20 protein-coding genes and 1 pseudogene are annotated in these 19,882 nt (G+C 63.6%); 9 read left to right on the top strand and 12 right to left on the bottom strand.

What is annotated here, in order from left to right; translation table 11 throughout:
* Positions 1–217 precede the first annotated feature (217 nt).
* Both CXY72_RS20065 and CXY72_RS08905 read left to right on the top strand, forming a co-directional pair.
* Positions 218–693 (top strand): annotated as a pseudogene (locus CXY72_RS20065) (transposase); the annotation flags it as partial.
* Between the two features lie 432 nt (positions 694–1,125).
* Positions 1,126–1,566, top strand: a complete 441-nt coding sequence (locus CXY72_RS08905) for a GyrI-like domain-containing protein (protein WP_104127346.1) — start codon at positions 1,126–1,128, stop codon at positions 1,564–1,566.
* 214 nt (positions 1,567–1,780) lie between these two features.
* On the opposite strand, the gene CXY72_RS08910 is transcribed toward CXY72_RS08905, so the two are convergent.
* From CXY72_RS08910 to arsM, 11 genes are all read right to left on the bottom strand, one after another.
* Entirely contained in the window at positions 1,781–3,685 is a 1,905-nt protein-coding gene (locus CXY72_RS08910; protein ID WP_104127347.1) for a heavy metal translocating P-type ATPase, read from the bottom strand.
* Positions 3,682–4,068, bottom strand: coding sequence for a metalloregulator ArsR/SmtB family transcription factor (locus CXY72_RS08915; RefSeq protein WP_104127348.1), 387 nt, complete (start codon positions 4,066–4,068; stop codon positions 3,682–3,684). Before CXY72_RS08915 ends, CXY72_RS08910 begins: the two co-directional genes overlap by 4 nt.
* A gap of 48 nt (positions 4,069–4,116) precedes the next feature.
* Complete coding sequence (locus CXY72_RS08920; protein WP_104127349.1) at positions 4,117–5,577, bottom strand: multicopper oxidase family protein; 1,461 nt, start codon at positions 5,575–5,577, stop codon at positions 4,117–4,119.
* Entirely contained in the window at positions 5,577–5,831 is a 255-nt protein-coding gene (locus tag CXY72_RS08925; protein ID WP_104127350.1) for an SHOCT domain-containing protein, read from the bottom strand. The genes CXY72_RS08920 and CXY72_RS08925 overlap by 1 nt, the downstream gene beginning before the upstream one ends.
* A gap of 125 nt (positions 5,832–5,956) precedes the next feature.
* Positions 5,957–6,781 (bottom strand): F510_1955 family glycosylhydrolase, encoded by an 825-nt coding sequence (locus tag CXY72_RS08930; RefSeq protein ID WP_104127351.1) that lies wholly within the window; start codon positions 6,779–6,781, stop codon positions 5,957–5,959.
* Positions 6,782–6,902: 121 nt separating this feature from the next.
* Positions 6,903–7,754: a M23 family metallopeptidase gene (locus CXY72_RS08935; RefSeq protein ID WP_104127352.1), complete on the bottom strand. Its 852-nt coding sequence runs from the start codon at positions 7,752–7,754 to the stop codon at positions 6,903–6,905.
* Between the two features lie 140 nt (positions 7,755–7,894).
* Complete coding sequence (locus tag CXY72_RS08940; protein WP_370446242.1) at positions 7,895–8,344, bottom strand: DUF305 domain-containing protein; 450 nt, start codon at positions 8,342–8,344, stop codon at positions 7,895–7,897.
* A 237-nt stretch (positions 8,345–8,581) separates the two neighbouring features.
* Complete coding sequence (locus tag CXY72_RS08945; RefSeq protein WP_104127354.1) at positions 8,582–9,040, bottom strand: hypothetical protein; 459 nt, start codon at positions 9,038–9,040, stop codon at positions 8,582–8,584.
* Positions 9,041–9,197: 157 nt separating this feature from the next.
* Positions 9,198–10,511, bottom strand: coding sequence for an MFS transporter (locus CXY72_RS08950; protein ID WP_370446243.1), 1,314 nt, complete (start codon positions 10,509–10,511; stop codon positions 9,198–9,200).
* 344 nt (positions 10,512–10,855) lie between these two features.
* A complete protein-coding gene (locus CXY72_RS08960; protein WP_104127355.1) occupies positions 10,856–11,209 on the bottom strand; it encodes a helix-turn-helix transcriptional regulator in 354 nt (117 codons plus the stop codon).
* 93 nt (positions 11,210–11,302) lie between these two features.
* A complete protein-coding gene (gene arsM / locus CXY72_RS08965; RefSeq protein ID WP_104127356.1) occupies positions 11,303–12,055 on the bottom strand; it encodes an arsenite methyltransferase in 753 nt (250 codons plus the stop codon).
* A 96-nt stretch (positions 12,056–12,151) separates the two neighbouring features.
* Here arsM and arsD point away from each other — a divergent pair, with 96 nt between their 5' ends.
* Both arsD and arsA read left to right on the top strand, forming a co-directional pair.
* On the top strand, positions 12,152–12,547 hold the full coding sequence (arsD, locus tag CXY72_RS08970) for an arsenite efflux transporter metallochaperone ArsD (RefSeq protein WP_104127357.1): 396 nt from the start codon (positions 12,152–12,154) through the stop codon (positions 12,545–12,547).
* 4 nt (positions 12,548–12,551) lie between these two features.
* Positions 12,552–14,303 carry an arsenical pump-driving ATPase gene (gene arsA, locus CXY72_RS08975; protein ID WP_104127358.1) on the top strand — a complete coding sequence of 584 codons (1,752 nt, stop codon included), beginning with the start codon at positions 12,552–12,554 and terminating at the stop codon, positions 14,301–14,303.
* Here arsA and CXY72_RS08980 read toward each other — a convergent pair.
* Complete coding sequence (locus CXY72_RS08980; RefSeq protein ID WP_104127359.1) at positions 14,300–14,569, bottom strand: hypothetical protein; 270 nt, start codon at positions 14,567–14,569, stop codon at positions 14,300–14,302. The two genes, arsA and CXY72_RS08980, sit on opposite strands and share 4 nt — an antisense overlap.
* A 56-nt stretch (positions 14,570–14,625) precedes the next feature.
* Between CXY72_RS08980 and CXY72_RS08985 the strand changes: the two genes are divergently transcribed.
* Genes CXY72_RS08985 through CXY72_RS09005 form a run of 5 tightly spaced genes read left to right on the top strand, consistent with a single transcriptional unit; the run spans position 14,626 to position 19,841 of the window.
* Positions 14,626–16,008 carry a DHA2 family efflux MFS transporter permease subunit gene (locus CXY72_RS08985; protein ID WP_104127481.1) on the top strand — a complete coding sequence of 461 codons (1,383 nt, stop codon included), beginning with the start codon at positions 14,626–14,628 and terminating at the stop codon, positions 16,006–16,008.
* Complete coding sequence (locus tag CXY72_RS08990) at positions 16,005–16,991, top strand: Gfo/Idh/MocA family protein (protein WP_104127360.1); 987 nt, start codon at positions 16,005–16,007, stop codon at positions 16,989–16,991. The genes CXY72_RS08985 and CXY72_RS08990 overlap by 4 nt, the downstream gene beginning before the upstream one ends.
* 45 nt (positions 16,992–17,036) lie before the next feature.
* Positions 17,037–18,503 carry a D-alanyl-D-alanine carboxypeptidase/D-alanyl-D-alanine-endopeptidase gene (dacB, locus tag CXY72_RS08995; RefSeq protein WP_233197731.1) on the top strand — a complete coding sequence of 489 codons (1,467 nt, stop codon included), beginning with the start codon at positions 17,037–17,039 and terminating at the stop codon, positions 18,501–18,503.
* A gap of 19 nt (positions 18,504–18,522) precedes the next feature.
* A complete protein-coding gene (locus CXY72_RS09000; RefSeq protein WP_104127362.1) occupies positions 18,523–19,113 on the top strand; it encodes an isochorismatase family protein in 591 nt (196 codons plus the stop codon).
* Positions 19,110–19,841 (top strand): alpha/beta fold hydrolase, encoded by a 732-nt coding sequence (locus CXY72_RS09005; RefSeq protein ID WP_104127363.1) that lies wholly within the window; start codon positions 19,110–19,112, stop codon positions 19,839–19,841. Before CXY72_RS09000 ends, CXY72_RS09005 begins: the two co-directional genes overlap by 4 nt.
* Positions 19,842–19,882 lie beyond the last annotated feature (41 nt).

The following is a 19,882-nucleotide window of genomic DNA, read 5'->3' on the forward strand; positions in this document are numbered from 1 at the left end:
CACCATGAACAACCCCGTCGAGGTCATCGACGAGGCGGTGATTCTCCCCGAACTCGCTGCCGCCTAAACTAAACAAACTGACCCGCACGGTGACGAGGAATTACACCACCCAGCGGGACGTGACCCTTGGCCGACTTTTAGAAGGCCAGAAATGGTATCTCGCGGGCGGTGCGATGTTTTCATAGGCCAGAAGGGGCATCTCGGCGTGTGTCCTTCGTCATCCGTTCACACCGGATTGAAGAAGGCCATCGGCACAGTGTTCCAAGGCGCCAGCTGGCAACGCTGCCGAGTGCACCAAATGCGCACTATTCCCTCGATCGTGCCGCGGGCCAGCCAAGAAATGGTCGCCAGCGTCATCCGCACCATCTTCGCCCAGCCCGACGCCAAGCACGTTCAGGCGCAGTTCGACGAGGGCGCCCGCATGCTCGAACGCTCTCATTCCAAGGTCGCCCAGGTGCTCCACGACGCCCGCGGCGACCTGCTCGCGTTCTGCGGGTTCCCGCCCAAACACTGGCGGCAGATCTGGTCCACTAACCCCATCGAGCGCCTCAACAAAGAGATCAAGCGCCAAACCTCGTCGTCGGCGTATTCTCCAGTCTTGCGGCGCTGCTCCGCCTTGCCGGCGCTGTCCTCGTCGAGCAACACGACGAGTGGGAAGCCTCAACCCGCCGCTACTTGTCGGAGGGCTCCCTTCGCCAAGATGTCGAGTGCACGAGCCGTAGAGCGCAGCTGGTGGCGTCGATCAGCGAGCCCGCCCTGGACGATCGCATCGCCCCCCTCTACCGCCTGCCGACGGTTCTCGTCATCGACTATTTGCGGCGGATATTCACCAGACCCAGAGGGGAGCTACGGTTCGGCGCACACAGCCGAGCAGCCCCGAGGAGATGCACACACTCGCCCGGCCGCGCGATCTTCCGCTGCGAGTGCTGCCTTGTTGAAACGGCTGGCGGATCTTCTCCTAATCGCCCATATTGATCGCTTTTTATAGTGGTTGGTGGCCGTTTTTTCAGCCGATGTCAACAGAAAAGCGAAGGGCTATCTCGGGCGTCTGGATAGGCTGAAGGGCGCACATCATCGGGTACAGGAGCAGATCGGTCGTGGTCAGGCCAGGCTGGAAAGGCACTCATGGAGATCGTTGAACTTGGTGATACTGTCATCGTGGGAATCGAGGTTGTCTCTGACTTCGCCCAGCTACTCGCCGAGATGCCTGCAGCCTGGCGCGAGCTCTTCTCCCGTCAAGACGAGCTGCCCGCCTCAGGCGCTGGCGTTTTCGTCGAGGCCAGCGACCATCTTGGCGACGACCGTTATCGCGAGATTATTGGAGCAGTTGCTGTCGTCGCCGACATTGCAGTGCCCGAGGGTATGGCTGTAACTTTCTTTCCCGCTGGACGTTTTGTCCACCACCGGCATGACGGTTCGGTGGCAGCAATCGCCGGTGGTTTCCAGGCCATCTATGACTGGGCTGCAGAGCAGGGACTGATTCTGGGGAACCGCAAGTTTGATGTCGGATACACTGCCGACGGTCTTCAGCAACCGCATGAACTGTACATCGACATCCTGGGCTGATGGCGTCTGCCGTCACGACGGAGGCCCGCTGTATCCGGCCCGACTGTCGTCTTCTGGCAGTGATCCGCGCAACTGTCGCAGACATCCGATGCGACAGCCTCAGCGGACTGTGTCGCTGGATTCAACGTTTACGCCGACGAATTTGCCACTCGGGTCGCGTGTCACGCTATGTCGAAGAATTTCAGATCGCCTGAGCTCGATCCATCGGTCGGGCTTAGCGCCAGGCTTTTGCGCGAAGCAGTCGCAATCCGTTGAGGGCTACGAGCACCGTAGACCCTTCGTGGCCAGCCACGGCGAGGGGGAGGGGCAGTGTCGAGATGAGGTCCCAGGTGACGAGAACGGTGATGAATGTTCCGGCAATGACAAGGTTGGCTACGACGAACCGGTGCGCTTTCTGTGAGAGTTCGATGACGCTCGGGATTGCGGAGAGTTCGTCGCGGATGATGACGGCGTCGGCGGTCTCGAGGGCGAGATCAGAGCCGTGGCGTCCCATCGCGATTCCGATGCTGGCCGCTGCGAGCGCTGGGGCGTCGTTGACGCCGTCGCCGACGATCAGTACCGGGATGCCAGCGCTTTCCAGCTGTCGCACGATGGCAGCTTTGTCTCCGGGAAGAAGGCGGGAGTGCACCTCGGTAATGCCCGTGCGGGCCGCAATTTCGGCCGCGGTGCGCTGATTATCGCCGGTGAGGAGGTGGACTGGGTATTGCGTGATGGCTGCAGTGCGAGCAACAGTCGTTGTCGCGTCGGGGCGCAACGCGTCTTGGAGGTTGAGCGTTCCGGCGAGTTGGCCGTCGACGAGTACTTCGACGATCGTTCCGATCGTGTCGATGCGTTCCTTGGGGGCTTGAACGACACGCACGATTTGCCCGTGGACCATGCCTTGAACGCCCTGGCCGGGAATGGCTCGAAAATTGGTCGCCGGGGTCACCGTTGTTGCGGCAGCGCGCACGACGGCGCGGCCGAGGGGGTGCTCGCTGTGGTGCTCGACCGCAGCGGCGAGGTTCACAACGGCCTGTGCGTCATACCCGGCGGCGGGGCTGACCTCGACGAGGATAGGAGCACCTTCGGTAAGGGTTCCAGTCTTGTCGAAGGCAACCAGCTGAGTGCGTCCCATCGCCTCCATGACGGTGGCGGACTTGACGAGGATGCCGTGGCGAGCGGCGTTGGCGATCGCAGCCAACAGCGGAGGCATCGTGGACAGGACGACCGCGCACGGGGACGCAACGATCATGAAGGTGATCGCGCGCAGGAGGGCATCACGGAAACCTTCGCCGAACAGCAGTGGCAGTGCAAACACGACAACGGTCGCGATGACCACGCCGAGCGAGTAGCGCTGCTCGACCTTCTCGACGAAAAGCGCACGCGTCGACTTCGTCTCGGATGCTTCGGCGACCGAGGACACCATCCGGGCAATGACTGATTCGCTTGCTGGACTCGTGATCTGCACGGTCAGGGCGCCTGTGCCGTTGACAGTGCCGGAGAGCACGTTTTGACCAGGCTCGCGGCGCACGGGAACCGATTCTCCCGTCATAGCGGCCTGGTCGACCTCGCTGATGCCGTCGATGACGAGGCCGTCCCCGCCGATCCGCTCGCCCGGACGAACGAGGATAAGATCTCCAACCCGGAGATCTGCCGTGTCGACGATGACCAGGCCTTCGCCTGTCCCCGAGCGGGCAAGGCGGGTGGCTCGTTCGGGCGCAAGGGAGAGGAGGCTGCTGACCGAATCAGCGGTCCTCTGGGTGACGAGGGCTTCAATCGCTCCACTGGTAGCGAAAATGACGATGAGGAGAGCGCCGTCGAAAACTTGACCAATGGAGGCTGCAGCGATCGCGGCGACGATCATCAACAGATCCACGTCGAGAACCTTGGCGCGCAGGGCGGTGATCCCCGCCCACGCCGGCTCCCACCCGCCAGCGAGATAGCACGCAAGATAAATCCCCCACCACAGGGGCGAAGGTGCGCCAGCGAGTTGCAGGGGCCAGGCGATGAGGAACAGCAGCAGCGCGAGGCCCGCCCAGCGAACCTCGGGCAGGCGTGCGCCCGTGCGGAAGATCGATGGGGGTGTTGCGAGGACGCGACCTCCGGTGCGGATTGGCGCGTCTGACAGCGTATTCGTCATGCGCTGTCAGCCTCCGCGCTTGTCGATGCAAGGTCAGCGTGGTGGTGCCGAGGCGTGCCGCCCAGGCTGTGCTCGGCTTGGAAGATCGCGTCACGCACGAGCTGCGCGGCATGCTCGTTTTCCAGGCGGTAGAAAATGCGCGTGCCCTCTTGTCGTGTTGCCACGATGCGCGCCAGGCGCATCTTCGCCAGATGCTGCGACACCGACGCAGGGGTCTTGTCGACGATTTCGGCCAGGTGGCTCACCGACAGCTCTCCGGCGTCTCGCAGCGCGACAATCAGACGCACCCGGGTGGCGTCCGCCAGCATCGAGAAGATTTCTACGGCGAGTTCGACAAAGTCACCCTCGGGAAGACGACCACATATCCGCTTATCTGCATCCATACGCAAATAATAGCAGATGCTCGTCAAGGCATCCCCTCGCGCCCTCGTTCAGCGGGCTTCGATGACACCCATCATGCCGGCGTCTTCATGGTCGAGAACATGGCAGTGATAGACGCTTCGCCCGCTGAAGTCAGTGAACGTGACCCGAACGCGTACAGTGCTGCGTGCCGGTATGTTCACAACGTCCTGCCAGATCACCGACTCGACTGGTCGGCCATCCTGTTCAATAATCTGCATCGGCCAGACGTGCAGGTGTAAGGGGTGATCGCGAGTGCTGATATTGGTGAGGGTCCATTCTTCGACGCTTCCAAATTGCACTGTCGTGTCGACACGGGTGGCATCAAAGGTGCGGTCGTTGATCGTGGCTGACATCATGCCGCCGCCCATGCCGCCGCCCATTCCCATGGCGAACACCAATTCGCGTCGGGCGGTGACGGTAGAAGAACGTAAGTCCGTCGGTGAGAGTTGATCGGGCACCGCGGTGAATGCGGCGGTGTCGGCGCCGGCGACCGCGAACGTGGCCAGTGCGACATCAGCGGAACTGAACGTTCTACCGCCCATCATTCCGCCAGACGTACCACGGTCATAACGGAGCGCGCGAAGAGTGGATATGCCAGCGCGTGCCGTCACGAGCAGGTCTGCGCGATTGCCCGGAGCCAAGACGACTTCGTCAACGTTGCGTGCGGATTCAAACCGGCCGGAGTCGATACCCAGGAGGGTGAGTTGCTGCCCGTCGAGTCGAAGCCGCAGATAGCGGGAGGTGCACGCGTTGATGACTCGCCAGCGTTCCCGCTCGCCGGGGCTGGCGCTCAGCAGCGGATCACGCTGCCCGTTCACCAGGACAAGCTCGCCCTCCCGGCCTGACATCTTATCCATCTCGGTGGCAGCTGCAATGGTGCCCGATGCATCGAAGGTGATGTCGGAGATGACAAGGACGCGCTCCCGGGTGGCGGGAATCTCCTCAGGGTCCTCCACAATGATGGCGCCATAGAGACCTCCGAACACCTGGTCGGCGACAAAGCCGTGGTGATGCGGGTGATACCAATACACGCCCGGTGCGTGATTGTCGGGCAGCTGGTATTGGTAGTCGAAGGAGTCGCCGGCTTCGATCGTGACGAACATGTTGTCGCTGTTGTTCTTTGGAGAGACGTGGAGGCCGTGCACGTGCAGGTTGCTCGGATCGGTCAAGCCATTACGTAGATTGACATTGAGAATATCGCCGGCTCGAACGCGCAGCGTGGGGCCAGGAACGCCCCCGTTGTAACTGAGCGCGCGAACGTCTTTACCGGCAATGCTCACGTGCTGAGACGACGACTCCAAGGCCACCGACAGCACGCCATTGGAGCTGCGCAATTCGGTGGGCTGAACGAAAATGGCCCCGGACGCAGCTTCTGAGGCCAGCGGCCCGCCTGATTTTTGATTCACGAGGAAGCCAGTCCCTCCGATGGCTACCCCGCCAATTCCTACCCCTCCCAAAATGAGAGCGTTCCGGCGGCTGATGTCAACCATCATCGGCCTTCGGCGAGCACCCGTATCTGCTCGCGGTACTGCTCCGGCGTTAGCTCCCCGCGAGCGAAACGCTCGTCAAGGATCTTTCGCGCGCTGGTGAGATCGGGCGACGCGGGAACAGGCGGCGACGAGGGAATACTCTGCCCGTTTTTGGTAGATAAGCGAATGACGACATACACAAGAATGGCAACGCCAACCAAAGCCAGCAAGCCGAACCCCCAGGACCACCCCATACTTCCCGTGCCCCACATCATGATGTGATTCCTTCCGTGATTCGCCAATGATGAATCATACCTCTGGGGGTATCTTTCTTGCTGGAAGTCAGCCGAACACATTCAGATCGGCTGGAGGGCCGGTACCAGGGCCGGTGCTGTGCCGGCTAGCTGGACAGCGATACCAGTGTGGTCCAGGTGTTTCCATAGTCACTGCTGGCGGCGATGCCGGTGGCGTCCGCCACGAGAATCCAGGGTGAGGATCCGCCGACGACGGTGAACGCTTCGGGGGTGCGATCGGTCGTTCCGGTTTGCGTCCACGTCTCGGCGTCCTGGCGCCAGACTCCGCCGTCGGGATCCAGACCGACCAATCCTCCGCCGGCAAAATCCAGAAGGAGCAGTCCCGGTGCTCCAGTCAACGCGGTGAATGTGCGACCCGCGTCGGTGCTCACCAGAACGCCCGCGGCGGTCGTTGCGTAGAGCAGATCGGCCTTTGCTGGATCCGCGCTCAGGTCCCGGAGTGCGAGCTGTGCGCCCGCTGACCACGTGAGGCCGGAGTCGTCACTAACGGAAATAGTTCCAGCGCCCGCGTCGTATCCGTAGACACGGAGGGTGCCGTCGTCGAGGGGGACGGCATCCAAATCGTGAAAATCGGTCTTGCCGGCCAGCGATAGCGGCGTCCAGGTAGACGCACCGTCTGTGCTGGAGATGAGTCCCAAATTGGGAAGCGCCAGATCGCTGGGTTCGGTCGGATCGGGGTGGCCCGATGCCATCAACTGGCCCGGCGCGGCCACGGTGAAGCCCATCGTGTCCTGCGCCAGGCCGGCGAGCTGCATCGGTTGGGTCAGGTCTGCTCGTGGCGCTCCAGCCAGATAGGTGTCTGGCAGCATTCCGGTCGGGATGAGCCACACCCCCTGGTGCGTGGCCGCGTAGGTGTCTCCCGTGAGAGGATCGGCGCCGAGGCCATGCACGTGTTCGAAAGCGTTCGCCATAGGGACCGTGCTGGGCGATACCGCTGTCGAATCTACATCGCTGGCCGAACATCCCGTCAGAACCAGGAGGCTGACGAGCGGTACGGACAACGCACTGATCCGGCGTGTTGATCGGTTGATTTTAACCAAGAGTGACTCCTCGGGCGCTCATGAATGTTTCTGCATCGATGCCGTCACCGCCGACGCGCGTTTCAAAGTGCATGTGGCAGCCGCTGGACGCACCCGTTGATCCCACTATGGCAATAATTTCACCGGCTACAACCATCTGGCCGGAATCAACGAGGAGCTGACTGTTATGGGCATAACCCGTCTCGATGCCGTTGCCGTTGTCGATGAGAACCCAGTTGCCATAGGAGCCCTGATAGCCCGAGGTGATAACTTTTCCTCCAGCCGCCGCGAAGACGGGCTGGCCGCAGGGAGCGGCAATGTCGGTGCCGTTGTGAAAGTCGCCGACACCATCAACTGGCTTGTTCGGGCGAGAACCGAACGGGCTCGATATTCGGCCCAGAACAGGTAGAGCCCAGCCTTGATCGCTGAGCTGGCCCGGACTCAGGCTGGCGTATTCTCCATCGCTGGCAACTTGGGTGTACGAGGCCGGTTCAGGTGCTTCCGTGATGGTGTACCCGTCACGTTGAAAGGGAACGGATGTTGTACCCGCTGCGGTGACGCTTTGCAGATCGTCCGTTTTCGCGGCGCTCGCAGCTGCGGCCTGTGGCGGTTCTGTGTTCACCGCGAGTGCGGGGAGGGACGCGCCGATCGCAAAGAGCGCGATCATCGCCATGGCGCTGGCGGCCGCAGCACGCTGGCGCAGCGGGATGGGCCGAGAAGTGACTTTGACCGATGGCGCAGTTTTTGATGCACCGGATCGGCCCGCACGCACCATGTTCTCCATCGCGCGGATATCTCGGCGCGACATTGGTGGAATGACACCGGGGATGGGCGGCGCCGTGGCGACGTGACCGGTGTTATCCACGGAGCACCGTTCCGGGAATACGCATCAGGTGAAAAAATTGACGGCGATACATGAATATGTCCTTGCAGGTGGTTCAGAAAACGTTGGGTGGTGTTCTGGGGCCGGCCTTCCAGAGAAGAACCAGCCCCGAATGTGCCGCTCTAGAGCGCGGCGAGAAGCTCGGCCATGACGGCGATTTCAGCCGACTGCGTCTTGACGATGTTGGCGGCCATCGCCCGGGCATCCGCATTCTCACCGTTATCAATTTCGAGCTGCGCCATCGCGACGGCCCCCTCATGGTGCGCAGTCATCTGCTTTAGGAACAAGGAACTGGCGTCTGCTCCCGAGGCGTGCTGCAACGCCATCATGTCGTCGTCGGACATCATCCCGGCAGAGCTGCCGTCCATGCCGGACATGTCCGACATGCTGTTCTCGTCTTCGCCCCACGCCGTCAACCAGTCTTTCAACTGGGTGATCTCCGGTTTCTGCGCAGCCTTGATCTCGGTCGCGAGGTCGACCACGCTGTGATCGAGGCCGTCTTTGGCGAGTAGGTCGTCGCTCATTTGAACGGCCTGTTCATGATGGGGGATCATCATCTGGGCAAAGGTCACGTCGGCGGAGTCAAAAGCTGCTGTGCTGTGGCTGGCAGAAGAGCCCGCTGGTTCGGCGGCGGGGCTGCCGCCAGAGCATGAGCTGAGAGTGAGAGCTGCTGCCAAGGTCACGGCAGCAAATAAGAAAGTTCGTGGGTTGAGCATCGTTCATCCATTCGTCTGTTAGCGGTAGAAACCGGCGGCCGCGGGCACGGCGCAGTTCCGACGCCACGTGCTGGCGCGGAACTGCATCTCGGTCTAAACGCGACAGATGGACAGAAGGGTGAGACTGGGACGCTGACGCGGTTGAGCGCTGATGCGGCAGGAGATCGACGTCACGCAGGTATCGAGCGGGCGTCGATACCTGGCCGGGAGCCGAGTCAGAAAGACCATGACGACGAGAGTCAGCAGCAGGACGCACGTCATCGCCAGCAGAGTGCACTCAAGCATCCCGCCGCGGCTTCCGGACGACATCATCGCGACGACGGGAGCAGCCATGACTGCAGCCATACCCGTCACCGACGTCTGGTGCTCGGCAACAGCCGATGATGCAGCACCAGCCGATGATGCAGGGACCAGCGTGTGCATGGCATGCCCGGTGGTCTCGGAATGAATGGCAAGAATTGCGAACAATAGGGCGGCCAGAGCGAGCAAGGAGATGAGAGGAGGCACAGATACGGGTGCACCCGACCGCCGCACCGCACGATCCAGCGTCATTTCACCTACTTCTTTGCCCGCAGCCCACGACCGAACTGCCCAATGTCTTCTCTTGCAGAATACCGCACGGCCAGCGGCGAAACCTGAGTGCCGGTTTTACCCGAGCAAGAACTGAGATCGCGGCAACGCCTGTTGCTGCTATCACGTCCATCATCTCTCAGGTGGCGATCGTTGATTCGACCTGTGCCAGAGGTGTCGTCCGAGTCGTCCAGGCCCGTAACGCAACGATCCCAGAGAGTATCCCGATACCGGCCAGTATGGTCGCAGCTGGCGCCAATCCCAACAGGGCGCCGAGTATCCCGGCCAGTGGGTAGGTGACGATGAAACAGGCATGGGACAGGGAAAACTGGGCGGCGAAAACGGCTGGTCGGCTGGTCTCGTCGGAACAGCGGCGCAACAGCCGCGCCGACGGCGTCAGGATGAGTGCGGTCGCGGCGCCGAGCACGAACCAGATCACGAGGAGACCAGACCAGGTCAGGGGTATCGCCGGTGCGAGAACAAGACCGGCGAGGGCCAAAAGCCCGGCGGGCAACAGCGCGCAGCCGAGCAGCATGACGTTTCGGTCGTCAAAACGCTCGAGTACCCGGGGCAGCGCAAGTGCGACGAGCATGGACCCGAATCCGTAGCAGGCGAGGGCGAGAGCAAAGTCGGACTGAGGGCGGCCAAAGTGGCTTTGCACAAGCACGACGGTGTTGACGATGACCATGCCGGTCGACGTTGCGACGACCATGTTCATAGCCAGCAGGGCGCGCAATTGCGGGGTGCGTGCGAAGACGCGAACGCCGCGGGTGAGGCGCTCCACGAATGGTGTTGTCACGGCCACCTGATGAGCCGGCAGAGTGGTGGTGAACACGAGCAGGGCGGAGCCAGCGAACCCGACGATCGTTCCCACAAAAAGGGAGTGGTAGCTGATAACGGTCAAGAGTGCGGCGGCGAGAATCGGGCTGAGGAGCGATTCAAGGTCGTAGGCCAGTCGCGACAGCGACAGCGCCCGGGTGTACTCGCTCTCCCTCGGCAAGACCTCCGGGATGAGGGCTTGAAAGGCGGGGGTGAAGGTAGCTGAAGCGGCTTGCAGCACGAAGATGAGGACGTAGATCTGCCAGGCATCGGTGACGAACGGCAGGGCGAGCGCGACGATCGCGCGGAGTGCATCCGCTGATACCAACAGGGTTTTGCGTGGCACATGCGTAGTCAGCGCGGAAATGACCGGGGCGACGCCGACGTAAGCGAGCATCTTGATGGTCAGTGCGATGCCGAGCACTATCCCGGCATCACCACCGGCGAGGTCGAACGCGAGGAGGCCGAGAGCTACCGTGAGCATTCCGGTGCCGATCAGCGCGACGACTTGCGCGCTGAACAGTCGGCGATACGTTCGGTTACGCAGGACCTCAAACATGAGCGACGGCACGGTGGGGGTCACTGGCTCGTTCGAGCGGATGCCGATGGTGCGCCGGTGGGCCCTCGAGGGCATGCCCCGCCTGAAAGATCACATCTCCCTCAAGCATGCACCTGTCCGTATCTGCATTCATACGCAGATTATTGCACAATGACCCGCCGGTTGGTCGTAAGCCATTGCCTGGAAGGGATCGCAGGAGCCGGCCTCATGCTCGAGGGTGCGTTCACCGGTCAGCGCGGATACCGGCGTGGCGCACGTGTCGCCTGTCCATGCTTCTCTGCCTTCTCGGATCGCGAAACCCGCGATAACCAGCGCGGCGACCGCATCAGCCCAAGCCCAGCCGAGCCAGCGGATTCGGCGCTGGAGGAGGCGTTTGCGAATCGGGCCCAGTGCCGGAAGGTGAAGGGGTGAGGGCGCGCTCATGTTTCGGCTCCGCAACACGGGGGCACGTCACAGGTGTCATCTGCGCAGGCGTCACCGTCCTCGACGGCGAGGACCACGTCGACCAGCGCGACCAGCGCACGCGTCAGATGCGGGTCGGCAATCTCGTATCGCGTCGACCGACCCTCCAGCGTGGCCACCACGATGCCGCAACCCCGCAGGCAACTCAGGTGGTTCGATACATTCGAGCGCGTCAGCCGCAGTCCCTCCGTAAGCTGGCCGGGATACCCCGGGGCATCCAGCAGGCTCAGTAGAATCCGGGATCGGGTCGGATCCGCCAAGGCCCGCCCCAGCCGATTCAGTACATCCAGACGAGAGGCACTAGTCAGCATGCACTGTCATCTCTGGCTGTGGCGATCCTGCTTTCTGAGTTCAGGATTGCTGCTCGTAGGGGCCGGCCGTTCCAGGGAAAAAAGCGCCCGAGACTAGGCGCGGGGTTTGACCGCCTTCACGATGCTCCCGTGCATTTCGGGGGCGACTTCGTGGGTGTACTCCACAGTCGCGTCGAGAAATCCTGCTGCGGCGAGCGCGTCCAGGTATTCCTGATTCGAGAGTGCCCCGGCGATGCAACCGGTGTAACTGCCGCGCTCGATGCGGTCCTCTGCGCTCAGATGGTTTTCGGCCACCACGTCGGAGATTCCGAGACGCCCGCCGGGCTTCAAAACCCGGAACATCTCGCTGATCACCGCATTCTTGTCGGTGGACAGGTTGATGACGCAGTTGGAGATGATCACGTCGACGGTTGCACCGGGCAGGGGGATGGCTTCCATCTGACCCTTAATGAACTCCACGTTGGTGGCTTGGGCCTTCGCCGCATTAGCTCGGGCGAGCCTGAGCATCTCATCGGTCATATCGAGCCCGTAGGCGAAGCCCGTTGGGCCCACCCGACGAGCGGAGAGCAGCACGTCGATGCCGCCGCCGGAGCCGAGGTCGAGCACCGTTTCTCCCGGGTGCAGGTCGGCGACCGCTGTTGGATTGCCGCAGCCCAGACTGGCCAGAAACGCCTCTTCGGGGATCTCCAACTTTTCGTTGCCGGTGTAGAGCGCGGAGCCGAACACGTCGCCGTCGCCCAAATCGGTCGGCACGCAGCACGACGTGCTCGAGACGTCGTTCAACTGCACTGCGGCCATCGCGTAACGCGCACGAACACGCTCCGTGATCTCAGATTTCTCGGTCATGAAATGATCCCTTCCGGTAGGTGCGGCACCAGCCTACTGCTACATTGATTCTTATCGATATAGCGAGTGAAGGCTCAACTTATGAGGGAGATCCACATGGCTGCCATCCGAATCTACGAACCGGCACTGTGCTGCGACACCGGAGTCTGCGGCGTCGATGTCGACCAGTCCCTGGTCGAAGTGACCGCGACCGTGCGCAGTCTGCAGGACCTGGGCGCTGACATCCAGCGCCATAACCTGGCCACCGACCCGCTCGCTTTCACCACGGAGGAGACCGTGCGCGCCTTCATGCACGTCGTCGGTTCGACCGGGCTGCCGCTCACCGTCGTCGACGGTGTCACCGTCGCGACCGGCACCTATCCCTCGAAAACCCAACTGTCCGCCTTCGCCGGCCTCGCTCCCATCACGAGTGAGCCAGCCGAGCGACCCCAGCTCGGCCTGAGTGAGAAATCTGAAAGCGGATGCTGCGGCGGCGCCACCGGCTGCTGCTAGCACCGTGAAGTTTCTGAAAGACCCGCCCCACTTTCTGTTTTTCACCGGAAAGGGTGGCGTCGGCAAGACATCCGTTGCCTGCGCTTCGGCCATCGAGCTGGCCACCCGGGGCCGCCGAGTGTTGCTGGTGAGCACCGACCCGGCGTCCAACATCGGGCAGGTATTCGGTGTCACGATCGGCAACACGGTCACTCTGATTGAGGCCATTGCCGGTCTCAGCGCCCTCGAAATCGACCCGGAGCAGGCCGCGGATGCCTATCGCGAACGCATTATCGCGCCGGTTCGGGGGCTTTTGCCGGAGCGCGAGCTGGCCAGCATTGCTGAGGGCCTGTCCGGTTCGTGTACTACCGAGGTTGCCTCGTTCGACGAGTTCACGAACCTACTGACCGATGACAGCCTGCTCCAGACCTACGACCACATCGTGTTCGACACCGCGCCGACCGGACACACCATCCGCCTGCTGCAGTTGCCCGGCTCCTGGACGGAGTTTCTGAATGCGGGTAAGGGTGATCCGTCGTGCCTCGGCCCGCTATCCGGGCTGGAGAAGCACAAGACGGTGTATGCGGCTGCGGTCGCTGCCCTGGCCGACCCGCGGCGTACGCGGCTGGTGCTCGTGGCGCGCGCGCAGGCATCCGCTTTGAGCGAGATCGATCGCACCCACGCTGAGCTGGCGCAGATCGGAATTCTTGGCGGCTATGTCGTTATCAATGGACTGCTGCCAGTTGGCGCGGGAACAGAGCCGATAGCCGCAGCGGTGCGCACACGCGAGGCGGCCGCTCTGGACGGTATTCCGGCGAACATCGCTATCCTGCCGCGTGACCTGCTCGAGCTCAAGACCGGAAACATGACGGGTGACAGAGCGCTGCGCGACCTGTTTCAAGCCGGCAACAATGGTGGAGTATCCCCGCAGACCCCGGTCGAAGTGCCGAATGCCCCGCTCGGCCAGTTCGTCGACGAATTAGAACAGACCGGTCACGGCCTGATTTTATGCATGGGAAAAGGCGGTGTCGGCAAAACCACGATCGCTGCAGCACTCGCCGTTTCCCTCGCTCGGCGCGGCCATACTGTGCACCTGACCACGACGGACCCGGCGGCCCACCTTGTGGACACCCTGCACGGAACCCTGCCGGGGCTGCGCGTCTCGCGCATCGACCCGGACGAGGCTATTCGAGAGTATCGAAATCACGTCATGGCTACCAAGGGCACGAACCTCGACGACGACGGCCGGGCCGCCCTGGCCGAAGACCTGCTCTCGCCGTGCACCGATGAGGTCGCCGTGTTTCGGCAATTCTCGAAGGCCGTGCATGAATCGCGGCACGAATTCGTTGTCGTTGATACCGCTCCGACCGGCCACACCCTGCTGTTGCTCGATGCCACGGGATCGTACCATCGTGAAATCGCGCGTCAGATGGGGGAGGGCATGGCGTTCGTGACCCCATTGATGCGACTGCAGGATTCCGCGCTGACCAAGGTGCTGCTCGTCACCCTGGCCGAGACGACGCCGGTGCTCGAGGCAGAGGAGCTCCAGCAGGATCTTCAGCGCGCCGGAATCCAGCCGTGGGGCTGGGTAGTCAACAATTCCATTGCGGCGGCGCGCCCCGAGTCACCGTTTTTGCTGGCGCGCGCCGCCAACGAGGTCACCCAGATCGACCGGGTGTTCGACCACGCCGATCGGGTCGCGATCGTGCCGTTACTGGCCGCTGAACCGATCGGCGTGGACAGACTGACTGCGCTGACTGCGCCCGGTCGCAGCTAGCGGGCCATTTCGGGGTGCACCTTGATGACGGTGATGTTTTTCGTGGGATGCACGGTTTTCGCCGGCGCCCGGGAAAAACCTTTTGCTCCCTCGAGGCGGTTCTGCCCGCGAAACTCGGCCAGGGCGTCGTCAAAGACGGCGTTCAGTTGGGCCCCGGTGAATTCTCCCACCGCCCCCTCTGTGAAGCTGATGCTGATAAGAGTGGTGTCGGGAAAGTGCCGGTTCATGCGGATGAAGCCATCGGCATCCTGCTGCAGGGTGATCATTGGTCTAGTCTGACCTATATGGCACGCCGCGGCAGCACGTGGGGTTCATTCACGTCATGACCCGTTCATTGGCCGATTCCCCACGGCTTGTTCTGGTGGTCGCGGTGCTGGCCTCGTTCATCGCCTTTCTCGACGGCACCGTCATCAATGTGGCTCTCCCCGCGATCACCCGTGAACTGGGCGGAGGAATCTCGACCCAGCAGTGGGTCGTCGACGCCTACCTCATCACCCTCGGCGGCATTATTCTGCTGGCCGGTTCGCTCTCCGACGCGTTCGGGCGCAAGCGGGTGCTGTTGTGGGGTCTGGTGGGGTTCGTCTCGGCATCCGTTCTCTGTGCGGTGGCTCCGAGCGCTCCGTTTCTGATCGGCGCACGTGCCATCCAGGGCGTCGCTGGTGCGCTGCTGGTACCGAGCTCGCTCGCTCTCATCTTCAGCACATTTTCGGGTGCCGGCCAGGCCCGCGCGATCGGAACCTGGACCGCCTGGACCAGCACAGCCTTCATTGCCGGCCCGCTCATCGGCGGGTTGCTGGTCGACCTGGCGTCGTGGCGGCTGGTGTTCGCCGTCAACATCGCGCCGATCGCGCTCACCCTGGTTCTGTTGGCGCGGTTGCCGGGCGACGAGGCAGCGGATGCCGCGCCCCGCATCGACGTCAGCGGAGCGGTTCTCGGTGTGCTTGGCGTGGCCCTGCCCGTCTTTGCGCTGATCGAGCACGCCGCCTTCGGCTGGGGAAGCCCGGTCATTCTGGTGCCGCTCATCGTCGGACTGCTGAGTTTTGCGGCGTTTATCTGGCATGAGAACCGTGCGAGAGCGCCGATGATGCCGCTCAGCCTTTTTCGGGTGCGCAACTTTTGGGTGGGAAACGTGGCGACGACCTTCATTTACGCCGCCCTGTCGCTCGGCACGTTCCTGCTCGCTGTCTTCTTGCAGCAGGTCGGCGGATACAGCGCGACGCGCGCCGGGTTGGCCCTGCTGCCAGTGAGCATTTTGAGCATCGCCCTGTCCACCGTCATCGGTCGTCTGGCTGGCCGATTTGGCCCGCGTCTGTTCATGTGCGTCGGGCCGATCATCGCCGGTATCGGGTTTTTTCTCATGCTGCGCATCGACTCGACCGTCGCCTATTCCAGCCAGGTTCTGCCCGGCGTCATCATCTTCGGCCTGGGCCTGACGATCACGGTCGCGCCGCTGACCTCCGCCATTCTGGGCGCGATTGAACCCGGCCGGGCGGGCATTGCCTCCGCGGTCAATAACGCGCTCTCCCGGGTCGCCGGACTGGTGGCCATCGCCGCAGCGAGCATTGTCGTGGGCCCGGTGCTCGACGTCGACGGGTTCCATCGCGCCGCGATCGTCACCGGAATTCTGCTGGTCGGAGGCGGAATCGTCTCAGGCATCGGCATTCAGAACCCCGTGTCGGTGCCGGCCGATAAGCTCCAGGCATGACAGATTCGATTCGCTGGGGAATCCTGGCCACCGGCGGTATCGCCCACCAGTTCACGAGCGACCTGGTACAGAACGGCCACACGGTGCAGGCCGTCGGGTCGCGCAGCCAGGCGTCAGGGGATGCCTTCGCCGCCGAATTTGGCATTCCCACGGCACATGCCAGCTACGAAGCGATGGTCAACGATCCCGCGGTCGACGTCGTCTACGTGTCGACACCGCATCCGTTTCATGCCGAACACGCTGCCCTCGCGTTGAATGCCGGCAAACACGTGCTGATCGAGAAGCCGATCGCGCTCAACGCCCGGGAAGCCCGACAGATCGTCGACCTGGCCGCGAGCAAGAATCTGCTCGTGCTCGAAGCCATGTGGACCCGGTTTCTGCCGCACATGGTGCGCATCCGCGAGATTCTGGCGGCCGGCACGCTCGGCGACGTGCGCAGCCTGCTCGCCGACCATACCCAGGACCTTCCCAACGACCCGGAACACCGGATCAACTCCCTGGCACTCGGCGGCGGAGCCCTGCTCGACTTGGGGGTCTATCCGGTGAATTTCGCGCACGCTGTCTTCGGGGCACCCGAAACGATACTGGCCAGTGCCTCATTCAAGGCCACCGGAGCGGATGCCCAGGTCGCGACGATTTTTCGCTATCTGGGCGGACAGATCGCCACGACCTTCTCGGCAAGCGACACCCTCGGCCCCACCTCGGCGTCGATCATCGGCGCCGAGGGGCGCATCGACATCGACGCCGTCTGGTACGCACCGACCGGTTTTCGAGTACTGGACACGGTCGGCACCGTACTCGAAACGTTTGTACCGGCCGAGTTCACCGGCCGCGGGATGCACTTCGAAGCGGTCGAAGCCGAGGCCCTGATTCGCGCCGGCAAGTTCTCGAGCGACATCATGCCGGCCGAAGAATCGGTCGCCATCATGCACACCCTCGACGCGATTCGGGCCAGGATCGGCCTGCGCTACCCGGGAGAATAGCTGGCCCGAAGGCGCGTCGGCTACCATACGGAGGTGGATGAACCCGTGCAGACACCCGTAGCCCCAGAGGGCGACCCTGCTCCGCGCAGCGGAATCCGTGCAGTCTTCACCCGGTACCGCCGGGCGTCGCTGATCGCCGCCGGTGCTGCCGTCTTCGTGCTGCTCGGTAGTGGAGCCGTCTTCGCCGGAACCCAGACCGGCGCCGCCGGGCCGGCTGCGGCATCCGGCGCGCCGTCGCCCACGGCCACGCCGCTTCCCACTCCCACCATCGATCCGGCTCGACCGGTGCCCGCCGAAGCGACAGCGGCCAGCCGGTTGCGTACCTGCTCGGTTGCCGCGCTCGCCGCCGACGCCCGCCTCGCCGATTTTCAGGCGCAGGTCGTCAATGCCAACACCGGTGAGGTGTTGTTCGACCGCGGCGGCACGACGTCGTCCCGCACCGCGAGTGTCATGAAGGTGCTCACCTCGGCCGCTGCCCTCAACGTGCTCGGGAGCGACTACCGGGCCACGACCCGCGTGGTGAAGGGCGCGGAACCCGGTCAGGTCGTGCTCGTCGGCGGGGGAGACCTCACCCTGTCGCGGCTACCCACCGGTCAGGAGCCGTTCTACACCGGCGCCGCCCACCTCGACGACCTTGCGACCCAGACCATGGTCGCCTGGGCTGCCGACCCGACCAATCCGCCGATCACCTCGCTCGTACTCGACGCCTCGTACTTTTCCGGCCCTGACTGGGACGAGGGCTGGGCCCGCACCGAGCTCGGCCTCGGCGCCATGCCCGAGATCACCGCGCTGATGGTCGACGGTGACCGCGACGACCCGACCCGGAGCACATCGGCGCGCAGCGAAGACCCGATTGCCCGGGCCGGCCAGGCCTTCGCCGACGCGCTCGGCGGCGGCCTCAGCATCAGTCAGGCCACCGCCCCGGCCGGAACCGCCCAACTCGGTGCCGTACAGTCCGCACCGGTGTCGACGCTTATTCAACAGTCCCTGATTGTGAGTGACAACACCATCGCCGAGATGCTCGCCCGCCTCGTGGCCATCGAAAACGGCGCCGGCAACTCTTTCTCCGCGCTGCAACAAGGCATCGTCGGTGGCCTCGCCGCCTACGGCATCGACACCACCGGCATGATCATCAAGGACGGCTCGGGACTCAGCCCTCACAATGCTGTTTCGCCGGCGTACCTGACGGCCCTGTTCCTCAAGGTCAACGCCCGCGAGGGCAACCTCGGCGTGCTCTTCGATGGCCTGCCGATCGCCGGCGGTCCGCGCGGTTCCCTCTCCTACAGCGACCGTTTCGCCGGTGCGAATTCCGCCGCCGACGGCGCAGTGTTCGCCAAGACCGGCTGGATCGATACCGGCTACACGCTCGCCGGGGTCATTCGCGCCGCCGACGGCACCCCGCTCACCTTCGCCATCTACGCCATCGGCACCGTGAGCTCAAACGCTAAAATCGCCATCGACACTTTGACCACCGGCTTCTTTCACTGCGGTGACAATTTATCGAACAACTAACCCTTCGCAAGGAGACCTCATGACCCGCGCACTGTTCATCATCGACGTTCAGAATGATTTCACCGAGGGCGGAGTGCTCGGCGTTGACGGTGGGGCCGCGGTCGCGTCGGGTGTGAGTGTGCTGCTGGCCGAGCATCCGCATGCCTATAAATATGTCTTCGCCTCGCGTGACTGGCACGATATCGGCAACGACAACGGTGGCCACTTCGCGCGCGATACGGCGCCCGACTACGTCACAACCTGGCCGGTGCACTGCGTGGCCGGCACGACGGGCGCCGAGTACCACAAGGCTCTGACAACGGATGCCGTGACCTTCCACATTCGCAAGGGCCAGGGCCGGCCCGCATATTCCATTTTCGAGGGCGCCACCGAGGCCGGGCAGACGGTGACGGAGTTGCTGAGCGAGCACGGCGTGACCGAGGTGGACATCGTCGGCCTCGCAACGGACCACTGCGTGCGAGCCTCCGTTCTCGACGCGCTCGAACACGGCCAGCGCGTGCGGGTGCTGACCGATCTCGTTGCCGGTGTCGCCGCGGAATCCACGGCGACCGCCCTCGCTGAGATGGCGCACGCCGGTGCGGTGTTTGCCGTGAGCGACGCCGTCGAGTGACCCTATTCGCCAACAGGCTCGATGGCGTACAAATTGCCTTTGATGCCGCCCCGGGGGAGCGACCGGTTCTGCTCGTGCACGGTTTCGCGTCGACCGCGGCGGTCACCTGGATTGGCTCGGGGTGGGTGCGGGCACTTGGGGAAGTCGGGCGGGGCGCGATCACGCCTGACCTCCGCGGGCACGGGCGCAGCGACAGGCCGCACCGCTCTGCCGACTATCTACCGAGGCAGCTGGCCGCTGACCTCGTGGCGGTGCTCGACAGACTGGAACTTGAGCGGGTCGACGTAATCGGTTATTCCCTGGGGTCGCGGGTCGTGGCCGCCCTGGCCAGGCTTGCGCCCGAACGCGTGCGCAGCCTCGTGCTCGGCGGGGCAGGGCCGCTCGAACTATTCGACACCTGGGACCAGGGCGAGGTCAACCGGTTCCTGCTCTCTGGCGACCTTCCTTCCGACCCGACCATCGCCGCCGTACTCGGGCCGGCGATCACCGCTGGTGCCGACCGGGAGGCACTCTGGGCGTGTGTGCAGGGGATGGCGGGATGCACCCTGGACGTGCCAGTGGGCATCCCGCAATTATTCGTGGCGGGCGGCGCCGACCAGATTCCAGCGGGGGTGGCCGTGCTCGCGGCCGAACGCGGTGCCGGGTACGTCGAACTGCCCGGCCGCACCCACCTTAGCGCGCTGACCGCCCCCGAGTTCACGCAAGCCGCCCTGGAGTTCTTGAACTGAGCCGCTGGCTCGTAGCCCGCGCGCAGCAAGCACGAAGAAAC

This window comes from Cryobacterium sp. Y57 (genome assembly GCF_002929505.1).
Classification (GTDB): domain Bacteria; phylum Actinomycetota; class Actinomycetes; order Actinomycetales; family Microbacteriaceae; genus Cryobacterium.

Coding starts and splice junctions, on each gene's coding strand:
- CXY72_RS08960 (WP_104127355.1), bottom strand. CDS start 11,209: ATGCTGACTAGTGCCTCTCGTCTGGATGTACTGAATCGGCTGGGGCGG.
- arsD (WP_104127357.1), top strand. CDS start 12,152: ATGGCTGCCATCCGAATCTACGAACCGGCACTGTGCTGCGACACCGGA.
- CXY72_RS08985 (WP_104127481.1), top strand. CDS start 14,626: ATGACCCGTTCATTGGCCGATTCCCCACGGCTTGTTCTGGTGGTCGCG.
- CXY72_RS08915 (WP_104127348.1), bottom strand. CDS start 4,068: ATGGATGCAGATAAGCGGATATGTGGTCGTCTTCCCGAGGGTGACTTT.
- CXY72_RS09000 (WP_104127362.1), top strand. CDS start 18,523: ATGACCCGCGCACTGTTCATCATCGACGTTCAGAATGATTTCACCGAG.
- CXY72_RS08980 (WP_104127359.1), bottom strand. CDS start 14,569: ATGATCACCCTGCAGCAGGATGCCGATGGCTTCATCCGCATGAACCGG.
- CXY72_RS08920 (WP_104127349.1), bottom strand. CDS start 5,577: ATGGTTGACATCAGCCGCCGGAACGCTCTCATTTTGGGAGGGGTAGGA.
- CXY72_RS08910 (WP_104127347.1), bottom strand. CDS start 3,685: ATGACGAATACGCTGTCAGACGCGCCAATCCGCACCGGAGGTCGCGTC.
- CXY72_RS08945 (WP_104127354.1), bottom strand. CDS start 9,040: ATGACGCTGGATCGTGCGGTGCGGCGGTCGGGTGCACCCGTATCTGTG.
- arsM (WP_104127356.1), bottom strand. CDS start 12,055: ATGACCGAGAAATCTGAGATCACGGAGCGTGTTCGTGCGCGTTACGCG.
- CXY72_RS08930 (WP_104127351.1), bottom strand. CDS start 6,781: ATGGCGAACGCTTTCGAACACGTGCATGGCCTCGGCGCCGATCCTCTC.
- CXY72_RS08925 (WP_104127350.1), bottom strand. CDS start 5,831: ATGATGTGGGGCACGGGAAGTATGGGGTGGTCCTGGGGGTTCGGCTTG.
- CXY72_RS08905 (WP_104127346.1), top strand. CDS start 1,126: ATGGAGATCGTTGAACTTGGTGATACTGTCATCGTGGGAATCGAGGTT.
- CXY72_RS08990 (WP_104127360.1), top strand. CDS start 16,005: ATGACAGATTCGATTCGCTGGGGAATCCTGGCCACCGGCGGTATCGCC.
- CXY72_RS08950 (WP_370446243.1), bottom strand. CDS start 10,511: ATGCCCTCGAGGGCCCACCGGCGCACCATCGGCATCCGCTCGAACGAG.